Source organism: Rhodobacteraceae bacterium S2214 (assembly GCA_025141675.1).
GTDB lineage: Bacteria > Pseudomonadota > Alphaproteobacteria > Rhodobacterales > Rhodobacteraceae > Yoonia.
In genome coordinates this window covers 588,642-600,728 of the sequence record CP081161.1, presented here as the reverse complement: position 1 = coordinate 600,728, position 12,087 = coordinate 588,642, and the positions used below count along the sequence as shown (strand labels likewise).

General features: G+C 54.3%; 12 protein-coding genes. 7 read left to right on the top strand and 5 right to left on the bottom strand.

The genetic code is table 11. The annotated features are described in order from the left end of the window. Positions 1 to 2: 2 nt before the first annotated feature. The 5 genes from K3729_02825 (at position 3) to K3729_02805 (ending at position 5,069) form a co-directional block, all read left to right on the top strand. Positions 3 to 845, top strand: coding sequence for a 5-deoxy-glucuronate isomerase (locus K3729_02825; protein UWQ99750.1), 843 nt, complete (start codon positions 3 to 5; stop codon positions 843 to 845). Positions 846 to 930: 85 nt separating this feature from the next. Beyond that, complete coding sequence (locus K3729_02820; protein UWQ99749.1) at positions 931 to 1,773, top strand: class II fructose-bisphosphate aldolase; 843 nt, start codon at positions 931 to 933, stop codon at positions 1,771 to 1,773. A 4-nt stretch (positions 1,774 to 1,777) separates the two neighbouring features. Further along, on the top strand, positions 1,778 to 2,764 hold the full coding sequence (iolG, locus tag K3729_02815) for an inositol 2-dehydrogenase (protein ID UWQ99748.1): 987 nt from the start codon (positions 1,778 to 1,780) through the stop codon (positions 2,762 to 2,764). 69 nt (positions 2,765 to 2,833) lie between these two features. Next, positions 2,834 to 3,556 carry a sterol desaturase family protein gene (locus K3729_02810; protein ID UWQ99747.1) on the top strand — a complete coding sequence of 241 codons (723 nt, stop codon included), beginning with the start codon at positions 2,834 to 2,836 and terminating at the stop codon, positions 3,554 to 3,556. A 109-nt stretch (positions 3,557 to 3,665) separates the two neighbouring features. Further along, on the top strand, positions 3,666 to 5,069 hold the full coding sequence (locus K3729_02805; protein UWQ99746.1) for a serine/threonine protein kinase: 1,404 nt from the start codon (positions 3,666 to 3,668) through the stop codon (positions 5,067 to 5,069). Between the two features lie 12 nt (positions 5,070 to 5,081). Here the strand turns inward: K3729_02805 and K3729_02800 are convergent, their stop codons facing one another. The 4 genes from K3729_02800 to K3729_02785 all read right to left on the bottom strand — a co-directional run bounded on the left by K3729_02800 (position 5,082) and on the right by K3729_02785 (position 9,246). After that, positions 5,082 to 5,861 carry an IclR family transcriptional regulator gene (locus K3729_02800; protein UWQ99745.1) on the bottom strand — a complete coding sequence of 260 codons (780 nt, stop codon included), beginning with the start codon at positions 5,859 to 5,861 and terminating at the stop codon, positions 5,082 to 5,084. Positions 5,862 to 5,875: 14 nt separating this feature from the next. Beyond that, positions 5,876 to 7,231, bottom strand: coding sequence for a TRAP transporter large permease (locus K3729_02795; protein UWQ99744.1), 1,356 nt, complete (start codon positions 7,229 to 7,231; stop codon positions 5,876 to 5,878). Beyond that, a complete protein-coding gene (locus K3729_02790; GenBank protein UWQ99743.1) occupies positions 7,231 to 7,899 on the bottom strand; it encodes a TRAP transporter small permease subunit in 669 nt (222 codons plus the stop codon). Before K3729_02790 ends, K3729_02795 begins: the two co-directional genes overlap by 1 nt. A gap of 114 nt (positions 7,900 to 8,013) precedes the next feature. After that, positions 8,014 to 9,246, bottom strand: a complete 1,233-nt coding sequence (locus K3729_02785; GenBank protein ID UWQ99742.1) for a TRAP transporter substrate-binding protein — start codon at positions 9,244 to 9,246, stop codon at positions 8,014 to 8,016. Positions 9,247 to 9,362: 116 nt separating this feature from the next. Here K3729_02785 and K3729_02780 point away from each other — a divergent pair, with 116 nt between their 5' ends. Beyond that, positions 9,363 to 10,958 carry a choline dehydrogenase gene (locus K3729_02780; GenBank protein ID UWQ99741.1) on the top strand — a complete coding sequence of 532 codons (1,596 nt, stop codon included), beginning with the start codon at positions 9,363 to 9,365 and terminating at the stop codon, positions 10,956 to 10,958. A 137-nt stretch (positions 10,959 to 11,095) separates the two neighbouring features. Further along, positions 11,096 to 11,524, top strand: coding sequence for a hypothetical protein (locus tag K3729_02775; GenBank protein UWQ99740.1), 429 nt, complete (start codon positions 11,096 to 11,098; stop codon positions 11,522 to 11,524). Positions 11,525 to 11,585: 61 nt separating this feature from the next. Here the strand turns inward: K3729_02775 and K3729_02770 are convergent, their stop codons facing one another. Then, positions 11,586 to 12,044 carry an Lrp/AsnC family transcriptional regulator gene (locus K3729_02770; GenBank protein UWQ99739.1) on the bottom strand — a complete coding sequence of 153 codons (459 nt, stop codon included), beginning with the start codon at positions 12,042 to 12,044 and terminating at the stop codon, positions 11,586 to 11,588. Between the last annotated feature and the right edge of the window lie 43 nt (positions 12,045 to 12,087).

Here is a 12,087-nt window from a genome sequence, read left to right as displayed (position 1 = left end):
CCATGCATATTGCCCCGTTTGATAACCAGAATAATCCAATCGTCGATGTCGATGACGCCACTGTGCCGCTGAACTATTTCAACATCGTAAAGCTGAAAAAGGGTCAGGCCTTTGAATACAGCGTGCCCGGTTACGAGACCTGCATCGTGCCTGCGACGGGTACAATCGACGTCGATATCGAAGGGTTCAAGGTCGCCGGATTGGGCCACCGTGTCGTTGACGTTTGGGACGGTGAACCTGAAGGTGTTTATGTCCCGACAGCGGCTAAGGCTACGATGGTCTGCATGTCCGACGAGGCCGAAGTGTTCGTCGCGGGTGCGCGTTACGACAAGGTGCTGGACGCCTTCGCTGTCCGCTCTGACGAGTTGGACAAGGTGCAATACGGGTCCGATGACACCAAAACGCACCGCAAGATCAAACATATCTTGGGCACGAAATACCACGATAAAGTCGGCCGTTTGTTGGTGTCCGAATTGTTCACCGTGGGCGCTGGCGGCTGGTCCGGTTTCCCGTCGCATAAACATGACACGGATCGCCTGCCGCTTGAGACGCGCCATGACGAGACCTACAATTTCCGTTTCAAACCGAACCACGGGTCCGGCGTGCAGATGCTGCAACGCGAAGACGGCAAAGCCGGTGATGCGTATCACCTCGTTGATGGATCAACGATCTGTCTCGACAGCGGTTATCATCCTTGTGCCGTTCTTCCGGGTTACGAGATGTATTATTTCACGATCCTTGGTGGTCTGTCGCAACGCAGTCTCGTGCAGTTTTTCCAGCCATCCCACGCGGATCAGTTGGAAACGATTCCAGGCATCAAAGACATGATCGCGAAGTTCAAGTAGGGCACCGCGCCCCGCTTCTTTTGGTCAAAAATATCCCCCCCGGAGGGTCCGCACTCTCCACAAGCGCTATGCTAAAGGAATACGCATGCCTCTCGTCACACTGAAAGACGTCCTGCAACCAGCCCTAAAAAACGGTTATGCCGTTGGGGGCCTTGTGACCCTTGGCTGGGAAGATATGCACGCCTATGTCGCCGCTGCCGAAGCCGTGGGCTGTCCTGTGATCTTACAGGCCGGTCCCGGTTGTCGCGAACATACGCCGCTGCCGATTTTGGGGAAGATGTTCCGCCATTTGGCAGAGCATGCGTCGGTGCCTGTCGTCGCTCATCTCGACCATGGCTACACCTATGATGATTGTTCTGAGGCGCTGGACAGCGGTTTCACCTCTTTGATGTTTGATGGATCGCGAAAGGCGTTGCGCGACAATATCGCCGAGACGAAAAAGATCGCAGATATGGCCCATGCCGCTGGTATTTCCTGCGAAGGCGAGATTGGTTTTGTGGGCTACGACAACGGTGAGGCGTCAGCAGGCACTGATCCGGAAGAGGCTGCGATTTTCGCAACCGAGACCGGCGTTGATGCGATGGCTGTGTCCGTCGGCAACGTCCATTTGCAGCAAGATAAATCCGGCGGATTGGACATGGACCGGATCAAAGCGATTGAGGCTGTGACAACCGTGCCGCTGGTTATTCACGGTGGGTCCGGTGTTCCGATGGATCAACGCACGTTGCTGGCTAAGACGTCAAACGTGTGCAAATTTAACATTGGGACCGAATTACGCATGGCATTTGGCTCCGCCTTGCGCGACGCCGTAAATGCAGACCCTGACCGTTTTGATCGCAATACGATCCTGAAAGACACCCATGCCCCCGTTCAAGCCGCTGCAGAAACTGTTCTGCGCGCTTTTGCGGCCCCCATGATGAAAGGCTAAAACGATGATCAAACTCGCTTTGTTAGGCGCTGGCCGCATTGGCCAAGTGCATGCCCGTACGATCCGTGGCATGGACAATGCAACGGTCACGGCCGTTTCAGATTTCTTTCCCGAAACGGCCAAAGCGCTTGCTGATACGCTTGGCGCCGAGGTGCGGGATAACGACACGATTATGCGGTCCGAAGACGTGGATGCTGTCGTGATTGGCACGCCAACCGACACGCATTTTGACCTGATCGCCGCCGCCGCAAAAGCGGGCAAAGATATCTTCTGCGAAAAGCCCGTTGATATGTCTGCGGATCGCATTCGCGACCTGATCAAGATCGTCGAGGAAACCGGCGTTCAGTTTATGACCGCTTTCAATCGCCGCTTTGATCCGAGCTTTGCCAATGTGCAGGCGCGGATCGCTGCTGGTGAAGTGGGGGACGTTGAGATGGTGACGATCCTCTCCCGCGACCCGTCTCCGCCCCCACTGTCTTATGTAAAATCATCCGGTGGTATCTTCCGCGACATGATGATCCACGATCTGGATATGGCGCGTTTCCTGTTGGGCGAAGACCCGATTGAGGTTGTCGCTTACGGGTCTGCCTTGGTTGATCCCGAGATCGGGAAAGCCGGTGATGTGGATACTGCTGGTGTGATGCTGAAAACGGTGTCCGGCAAGATTTGTCAGATCAGCAATTCGCGTCGTGCCACCTATGGTTATGACCAGCGGATCGAAGTGCATGGTGCCAAGGGGATGCTGCGCGCCGAGAACCATCTTGAGAATACAGTCGAGGTCGCGACAGAGGCTGGTTATCGTCGTGCGCCCACGCTGAATTTCTTCCTTGAGCGGTACGAGAGCGCGTACCGTCGCGAAATGGAGCATTTCGTAGCGTGCCTGAACGAAGGTGCCCCCGTCACCCCGACGATCCACGATGGGCTGCAGGCACAGATGCTTGCCGATGCCGCGACGCAAAGCTGCGAGACAGGCCAGCCCGTCGCGATCTAACGCTGTCGTAGCGTCGCGTTTGACAGGTCTGGTGGTCGCGCCAATACTTCCCCCACGCGGGAGGCTAGTATGGCGCGACTAAAGATCATGTTTTCGCATTTGAGCGTCGTTCTGATGGCACTTGCCGCCGCCGTTGGCATTGTCGTGCTCGCCGGTGCCCCGTGGTGGGTTTGGCTGCTTGTCCCGCTTGGGATCGGTGCCCAAATGCTGAACGAATACAACCTGCATCGCTATGTGTTTCACCTGTCCCCGCCGAAACGACAGTGGGCCTTTGACCTGTTGTATCAGGCGCATTACGGCCATCACGATTTCCCGACGAACCACGGATTGTTCTTTGTGCCGGTCTGGGTCGCCCTACCCGTTTTGGCGTTCAACTTTGGTCTGGTTTGGGGTGTTGCCGCGATAATCGGACTGCCGTTTGCCTTTGAAATTGCGGTTGCAATTGTTGTCGTGGGAGGGGTTTTGACGTTCTTGGGATACGAATGGTTCCACATGACATCCCACCTGAATATCCCCAAAACGCGGGTCGAACGGTATGTCACAACGCTGCACAACCAGCACCATTTCCGCGATTTTTCGAAATGGTTTCACGTGTCGCCCGGAGGTGAGGTGATTGATCGGGCGATGGGCACGGCCATTGATCGCGACACGCTGCGATCACAACAACGCATTGAATTTATTCGCACTTTGGGTTTGCGGCCTGATGATCCGCGTCTTGTTTCGGCCCGCCAACGCTTCGCCCCGAAATACGGTTTGACTAGTGCCGAGGTCGCGCGCGCAGCTGCTGTGTAGCAGGATTCCTCAAATTCGTCTCAAATCCAACACATTCGCGTCGTCAGATGTGCCAACAGTTTTTTAATGTGAAGGACGCGCTATTTCACGCGCGATGACCGGTGACCGTATGACCGCGATACCAAAGTTGATCGATGATGTCTCTTCTGACGACGTAGGTCTTCCTGACGGCACATTGCTGATGGACGGCGAATTTACTATTACAGGGCAGATTAGCCGTGGTGGTTTCGGGATTACGTATCTCGCCCGCGACAACAGCCTGAACCGGACCGTTGTGATCAAAGAATGCTTCCCAGAGGCATTCTGTAACCGCCGCGACAATTGTAGCGTCATCGTTCGGTCGTCCACACATCAAGACCAGTACAAATCCATCGTGCACATGTTCATGCGCGAAGCCCGCAGTATCGCGAAAATGCGCCACCCCAATATCGTTGGCGTGCACCGCGTGTTCGAAGACAATCACACCGCCTATATGGCGCTTGATCTGATCGAAGGGCGTGACCTGAAAGAGATCATTGAAGATGACAATCGCGATCTGACACCTACTCAGATCCGCGATATGTTGTTCAAGGTCCTAGACGCCATTGAACTGGTGCATGCACACGATTTGCTGCACCGTGACATTTCGCCTGACAATATCCTGCTGGATAAGTGGGGCAATCCGTTCCTGATCGACTTTGGTGCTGCTCGTGAAGAGGCAAGCAAGAAGACCCGCACCGTTTCGACGCTGATGGTTGTGAAAGACGGATATTCTCCGCAGGAATTCTATTTCGCTGGCAGCAATCAGAACGAAAGCAGCGACCTTTATGCGTTGGCCGCCACGTTCTATCATCTGATTTCGGGTGAAGCCCCCGTGAACAGTCAGACCCGCGTTGCCGAAATTGCGGTAAAGAACCCTGATCCTTGCCGTCCGCTGGTCGGATCGTTCCCTGAATATGACGAATTGTTCTTGGCCGCGATCGACAAAGCGATGCAGATCGCACCCAAAGACCGTCTCCAGTCCGCCCGTTCGTGGTTTGAAATGGTTGACCCGCACAACACGCATGTCGACGATTATGTCCGCCCCGTTGTGAACGAAAGTCTTGGCATGACGCTGACCAGTCTGGTGTCCGAGACAAACAAGGAATTGCTGACAATTCCACCGACCCCACTAAAGAAAACCCCGTTGGAATTGCTGCAGGAAAACACGTCAACCGACGTTGCTGATTGGGTGAAAGAATTCAACGAAGAAACCCGCAACGGCGTTGATGATGGTGCAATTGAACTGGACGAAAGGCCGAAATTTGCTGGCCGCTTTGGTCGTCAAAAGACGATCCCGCCGTTCAAACCAATGTCGCTGGATCCAACGATTGTTCCGCAACCGATGCCGGAATATCATGAGGAAGGCCCTGAGCAGACAAAGCGGTCTCGCGGTCTGAACCTGAAGCTGGTCGCTGCTGTCATGGTTGTATTGGCCGCATGTTTTGCCGCGTTGAGCAATGCTGAAGCCGTCATTCAGTTGGCCGGTCTTTAATCGCCCAAAGCTTTAGTCGTCCAGAACCAGGTGCGTTAGCTTCGCTGCTGTTTCATGCATCAACGGAACATGTGCTTTGACGTCGTCAAGGCTCATGCGTTGCGTGGGTGCGTGGATCGACAGTGTTGACACTAAACGCCCGCGCCCATCCAAGATCGGGACGGCGCACGCGACCATGTCTTCCATGAATTCCGCGTTGTCGGTCGAATAACCCTGCTCTTTGATTTGCGACAGCCGTTCTGCCAGCTTGACTGGATCGGTGATCGTCTGAGGCGTCATTTCTTCCAGATGCGCCGCCCCGAGATATTGTTCCAGATGGCTGGGTTGTAGCGACGACAGGTACATCTTGCCCGATGCTGTGCAATGTAGCGGAACCGACGTCCCGACAGGCAACTGAATACGCAGGGGCCATTTGGTTTCGACGCGATCCAGATAAATCATGGCGTCGCGGTCAGGTGTGGCGACGTTACAGGTTTCGCCGACCTCTGACGCAAGTGCATTCAGAACAGCAAGGCGTGCGGTTCTGATCCGTAAGCTTGATAGAATATCGACCGACATCTGCCGCAGCCTGCGGCCCGGACTATAGGATCGTCCGTCGATATCACGTTGCAGGAAACCTGCCTCTTCGAGGGTGGCAAATAGGCGGTGGATCGTCGGCTTGGGCAGGCCAAGCCGACTGTTCACTTCGGTGGGTGTGACAGGCACACCGGTCGCTGCGACCTCTTCGAGCAACAAGAGCAACCGCATGTTGGTTGGGATGTTCTGTTTCTCGTTTAGATCGTCGCGTGCCATTTTCTTATTTCCACTTACTCAGGGAGCAACATCAACGCCAACTCCGGTGTCAGTGCTACAAGGAACCAGACTGAGATCAGCGCGACGAGGTATGGGACCGTGTAACGTAACAATCTAAAGTATGGAACGCCTGTCACACCTGACGCGACGTACAAATTCAACCCGTACGGCGGCGTAATGAACCCGATGGATGCACCCACAAGGAAGATCACCGAGAAGTGGATTGGATCGACGCCCACAGAGGCTGCGATCGGCGCCAAAATTGGTGCGAGAATGATCGTCACTGGCAGGGATTCAAGGATCATCCCGGTCACGAAAACGATGGCCATGGATGTGAACAGAACTGCGTAGTAGCCGCCCATCCCCGTCACAAAGTCACCGATGTATTCTTTCGCCCCAAGTGATGACATCACCTGCTGCATCGCCACAGAAACCGCGATCAGTGGCACAAGGATACCTGTGATCTGCGCGGACCGCGACACGATGGCCGGCAGTTGCAGCAATGTGAACCCTTCGACCACGAACATGGACAGGACGCTTTTTTCTTCGGCAGGCAAATCCGCGCTGCTGCCCATGATTTTGTTCAACGGGAAGCACAGAAGGCCCACAAGCATACAGAACCCAACGGTCACGCCTGCGGCTTCAGTCGGAGAGAACTTGCCGGTGTAGATGCCCCAAAGCACCAGACCGATGGCAAAGAAGCCAAGCCAAGCCCCGATGGCCGTTTTGAAGATGCGGCTTACGGACAAACGGATCAGGTAGCCCCAACCGTTCAGCGTACAGATGATGAAACACGCGGTCATCATGGCCAAGACCATCAACGCACCCGGAATGATCCCGGCGACGAACAGGTCAGAGATCGGCAGGTTCAGCAAGAAGCCGTAAACGATGAAGATGATTGACGGCGGAATGATGATCCCGACCGTACCACCCGCAGCAGCAGTCGCCGCCGAGAACCGTTCGTCGTAGCCGCCTTTGACCATTTCAGGGTGCAACATGGACCCGATGGTCGCTGTCGTCGCTGAGTTCGACCCAGAGATCGCTGCGAACAGACCACATGCCGCCAATGACGCCATCGCTAGACCTCCGCGCAACCAGCCAAGGCAGGAATACGCGAAATCCGATAATCGTCGGGCGATCCCTGATTGGTTAATCAAGTCCCCCGTCAGGATGAACAGCGGCATCGCGAGTAGCGCGAAGCCCTTGTTAAATACGTTCAGCAGTTCATTGCCTGTGTTGTCGATGGGCAGGTCGATGACAAAGCTACAGCCGATTACCCAATAGAAAATGACCAGAAGCACGGGCGCGCCGAGCATGAAAAGGATCGTCACACCAACAGATATGAGCGTAATCAAAGTACCATCAGTCATCAGACGTCCCCCCCAATAACAGCTTGTTTCAAGATCGGATCACCGGATTTGTAGTTCTTCCAATCCTCGATCCAGTTTCCAAATACGCGGCCGGACATCAGTCCAAAGGCTACAGGGACGGTGATGTAGAACCACCACTTCATTGTGTTGTCGACGCCATCAACCAACTGGAAGTTGTCGGCGGAATACGCGGTGAATTTCAAGGACGTTGTGATCGCGATCCAGCAGAAGCCGAACCAAAGCACAGTGTCCATTGTCAGCGCGGCCATCTGGCCGTTGCGCGACATCTTGTTGCGGAATTCGTTGAAGGACAGGTGGGTCCGCAGGCGGACGTTATACGAACACCCGAACCATGCCATGATCATGAACAGGAACGGCGGCACTGTCGTTGACCCAGACCATTGGCTGGAAAATACGAACCGGTCGATGACGCCCCAACAGATGATCGCTGCGATCATGATATAAGTCGCAACTGCGATACCGCGTTCAAGGTGGCGATCCATAAACGGCAGGAACCGGAAAAAGTAGTGCCCTAGAAATCCTGCGGCAATCGTCAAAAAGAAACAGAAGAGCCACATTCCATCTGTATAAAAAGCGTCCCGCATCTCCCAGGCAGAGCCTGAAAAGATGGCTGGCACGACTGCCAATGCTTCGGTGATAAGTGACATCCGAAGGTCTCCCCCAACTTGATAAACCGCGCCTGCGCGGAATGCGTTCTATGTGAAAAGGCCGGCCGAACAGTTCCTCCCTCGGCCGGCCCTCGCAATGAGTAAAGCGCTAAATTAGCCCTTCCACCAGCGGCGTGGTTCAACATTTTCAGGAAGCGTGTCCGCATCGATTGTGCGTACTTCGTCATAGATTTCCTGATATGTATCCAGACCACCGGACCAGCCGTTAAGCCGCTCGCGCCATTCTTCCCACAGCTGTGGTTGGAATTCTGGTGAACACATTTCTTCGGCTTTGCGAATTTCTTCGGCAGACAAGAACGCGTTGCGAACGTTGTTTTGCGCGAAGATTGTGTTTGGAAGCTGTGGATCGGACTGACCAACAGTTTTCACAAGTGCGGCTTCGTTTGCGGCCTGCACGTGTGTCTGTGCCCAGTAAGACGATTCCATGATCGCATCCTGCAATTCGCCTGTCATGCCATCAAAGATGGATGCTGACATTGCTGTGTGCTCTGTCCCGCAGAAGAAGTTCAGGTGAACAGACTGGGATACAACAGGTGACATGTTCGCATATGCAACCGCAGACGCCCATGTTTCAGCACCATCAATCAGGCCCTGCTTTAGACCATCAAGTGTTTCTTCCCACGCCACTGGAACTGGGTTCAGGTTCAACGCTTCCATGGCGATACGGCCAAGCTGTGTCCCTGTAACGCGGTTCTTTGTGCCTGCAAGCTGGTCGATGCTTGTGACTGTGTCCTTGTCTTCCCATGCCAGACCCAGCTGGATGCCGCGCAATTCAGCGTGTGAGAACAAGAATTTCAGGCCGTGGCGCTTTTCATATGGATCACGCAGCAATGCCTGAGATTTCGGAGAGTACAAGAAATGGTACTGATCCGCACGGTTACGGAACATATACGCGTAGTCCAGAACGTTAAGGTATGGCGCACCACCCGCAGAGTTCTGTGTGGATGCAGCGTAGATGTCTACGATACCCTGCTGTGTTTTCTCAACGCAGGATGTCTGACCGCAGATTTGGTTGTCGCCGATAAATTCAACACGGATCTCACCGTCAGTACGGGCCTCCAGATCACGTGCAAATTCAAGTGCGCCAGCGCGTTCGATCAGCAAGTTGCGTGCGTTAAAGCCCGCAGCGCCAAATTTTAGCGTATGCTTTGCTTCTTTCGCGAAGCGGCGTTCGTATGTCGATTCAGCAGCGGACGCCAGATTGCCCAGTGACATTGCGCCACCAAACGTACCAGCCGCCATGAGCGTGCTGCTCATCCCGTACTGGCCCGCGAGCTTAAACAGATCACGACGCGAGATCTGACTTAGCTTGTTTCCAACACTCATTGTAGTTCCTCCCTTTGGCGTCTCGTATTATTGAGACTTTTAGTTTCAAAAAAAGACTAGTATGGGATGAGCGTTCTGCATAGACTTTTTTTCAACAATCGCAGGAAGGGGTCGAAATGCACGCAGATTACATCGTCGTCGGAGCCGGGTCAGCTGGCTGCGTGCTTGCCAATAGGTTGAGCGCCGATCCAACGAACAAGGTCATCCTGCTTGAAGCAGGTGGGCGTGATATCAACCCGTGGATTCATATCCCCGTTGGCTATTTCAAGACGATCCATAATCCCAAAGTCGACTGGTGTTATAAGACGGAACCTGATCCCGGCCTAAATGGCCGGTCGATTGAATGGCCGCGCGGCAAGGTTCTAGGTGGATCGTCGTCCCTGAACGGTTTGCTGTATGTGCGCGGTCAAGCGCAGGACTATGACCGCTGGGCCCAGATGGGGAATACCGGCTGGTCGTGGGACGATGTTTTGCCGCTGTTCAAACGCGCGGAAAACAACGAACGCGGTGCGGATGATTTCCATGGCGACCAAGGGCCGCTGTCCGTCTCCAACATGCGTATTCAGCGCCCGATCACCGATGCATGGGTCGCCGCTGCCGAAGCAGGCGGTTATCCGTTTAATCCCGATTACAATGGCGAAACCCAAGAAGGCGTTGGCTTTTTTCAATTGACCGCCCGAAATGGTCGTCGGTGTTCTGCGGCTGTGGCGTATCTGAATCCTATCAAGGGACGCCCGAACCTCGAAATTCGGACACATGCCCAAGTGGACCGCGTGATCATCGAAGGCAGACGTGCTGTGGGTGTTGAATATACAGACCGTGCTGGCAAAAAGCAGATCGTCAAAGCGGGCAAAGAAATCGTGTTGTCGGGGGGTGCGATTAACTCTCCACAGATATTGATGTTGTCCGGCGTGGGCGACGCAGAGCAGTTGATCGAGAACGGGATTGAGGTGAAGCAGGACCTGCGGGCCGTTGGCAAAAACATGCAAGATCACTTGCAAGCGCGGCTGGTTTACAAGACACACGAACCGACTCTGAATGACGAGGTGTCATCGCTGTTCGGTCAGGCCAAAATCGGGCTGAAATATATCACCACCCGCACCGGCCCGATGGCCATGGCCGCGTCCCTTGCCACCGGTTTTATGAAGACACGGCCAGAGGTCGAAACGCCTGACGTGCAATTCCATGTCCAACCTTTGTCGGCCGAAAATCCGGGTAAAGGGGCTGACAAATTCTCGGCGTTCACGATGTCAGTCTGCCAATTGCGTCCCGAATCAAAGGGAGAGATTCGCCTGAAATCATCCGATCCGCGCGCCTATCCGGCGATCATTCCGAACTACCTGTCGACGAAAACCGACTGCGATACGGTTGTTGCAGGTGTAAATATCGCCCGCAAAATTGCCCGTAATGCGCCCCTCACTGAAAAAATCTCGGAAGAATATCGTCCGAACAAAGACATGCCGATGGATGACTACGATCAAACATTGGATTGGGCACGCAACAACACCGCGTCGATCTACCACCCGACGGGAACCTGCCGGATGGGTGAAGGCGAAAACGCGGTCGTCGATGCGCGATTGCGGGTACACGGGATCAGCGGGCTGCGGGTCGCGGATTGTTCGATCATGCCAGAGATCGTGTCAGGCAACACCAACGCGCCCGCGATCATGATCGGGGAAAAGGCGTCTGATTTGATATTGGAGGATGGGTGATTTCGGGGGCTCAAAGGCTTGAACGTTAGGACAGGACCCTTGCGTCTGCTTTGAGCCCATACCTGCCCTAGTATTTTCTATATTCTCCATGCAATTTGGTTGGTGACAATCAATTCAAATTCCACCGGAATTCAGCAATGAGAGTGCGACTACAACCTTTTCCAGCTCAGCAGGAACTCGATGAGGACTTAGCCCACAGCTGGCAATCCCATCTCAATGAGATGGGTGTGGGGGCAGAAGTGAACGTTTGGGGCGTTAGCAAAAGGGGCGGACGATGCCTGCTTTTGCTCATACCATATTCCGACATGCTTGGAGATGTTTTCTTCAGTAGAATAGAGAGTTGGGAGTTTCTCGACACAAGCATTCCAAACAGTTGGAGAACCAAATTCGAGGTTTTTGATGAACTTCTGGCTCCGGTAGTTAAAGACTTCGACTTAATCGCTGACCCACTCTTCAGAAGCACTAAAGATTTTCTTTGGCGCTTGTCTGAAAATCAACTCAGTTCAACCGAATGGGACGGCGTGAAAGCCATTGTCCGAAAAGAAAAAGCCTCAAAGCCAAAGTGAATTCCTATGCTAAAGACAAAGTGTCGGAGTCCGCTTTGTCCCGCAATCCAGCCATTCACACTCAAACCGGCATCGCTGTTGTGTTCCGCACTGTTCGCAGCGCGAATGATGACTGCATTTGTGCCACCCCCGGGAGCGTTGCGAGGTAGCGGCGGTGGATGCGCGCGAAATCTTCCGTGTCGCCAGCCACGACCTTGAGCAGATAATCCGCCGTCCCCGCCATCAGGTGACATTCCAAAACATCGGGGATACGCGCGATGGCTTTCTCAAAAGCGTCGAGCACCTCGTCCGCCTGCCCTGACAACGTGATTTCGACAAACACGGTCGTGGGTCGCCCGACTTTGCGCGGGTTCAGCAGCGCCACGTAGTCCCGAATGAAGCCGTCTTTTTCCAACCGTTGTACCCGCCGATGACAGGCCGAGGCCGAGAGGTTCACCATTTCCGACAGGTCCGCATTCGACATCCGGCCCGATTTTTGCAACACCTCTAGGATGCGGCGGTCGATGTGGTCTATTTCCATTTGGCGCACGATCCTTCGAATATTTGCCACAGCCTTGCACGAA

Coding starts and splice junctions, on each gene's coding strand:
- K3729_02810 (UWQ99747.1), top strand. CDS start 2,834: ATGGCGCGACTAAAGATCATGTTTTCGCATTTGAGCGTCGTTCTGATG.
- iolG (UWQ99748.1), top strand. CDS start 1,778: ATGATCAAACTCGCTTTGTTAGGCGCTGGCCGCATTGGCCAAGTGCAT.
- K3729_02800 (UWQ99745.1), bottom strand. CDS start 5,861: ATGGCACGCGACGATCTAAACGAGAAACAGAACATCCCAACCAACATG.
- K3729_02770 (UWQ99739.1), bottom strand. CDS start 12,044: ATGGAAATAGACCACATCGACCGCCGCATCCTAGAGGTGTTGCAAAAA.
- K3729_02795 (UWQ99744.1), bottom strand. CDS start 7,231: ATGACTGATGGTACTTTGATTACGCTCATATCTGTTGGTGTGACGATC.
- K3729_02790 (UWQ99743.1), bottom strand. CDS start 7,899: ATGTCACTTATCACCGAAGCATTGGCAGTCGTGCCAGCCATCTTTTCA.
- K3729_02825 (UWQ99750.1), top strand. CDS start 3: ATGCATATTGCCCCGTTTGATAACCAGAATAATCCAATCGTCGATGTC.
- K3729_02780 (UWQ99741.1), top strand. CDS start 9,363: ATGCACGCAGATTACATCGTCGTCGGAGCCGGGTCAGCTGGCTGCGTG.
- K3729_02805 (UWQ99746.1), top strand. CDS start 3,666: ATGACCGCGATACCAAAGTTGATCGATGATGTCTCTTCTGACGACGTA.
- K3729_02820 (UWQ99749.1), top strand. CDS start 931: ATGCCTCTCGTCACACTGAAAGACGTCCTGCAACCAGCCCTAAAAAAC.
- K3729_02785 (UWQ99742.1), bottom strand. CDS start 9,246: ATGAGTGTTGGAAACAAGCTAAGTCAGATCTCGCGTCGTGATCTGTTT.
- K3729_02775 (UWQ99740.1), top strand. CDS start 11,096: ATGAGAGTGCGACTACAACCTTTTCCAGCTCAGCAGGAACTCGATGAG.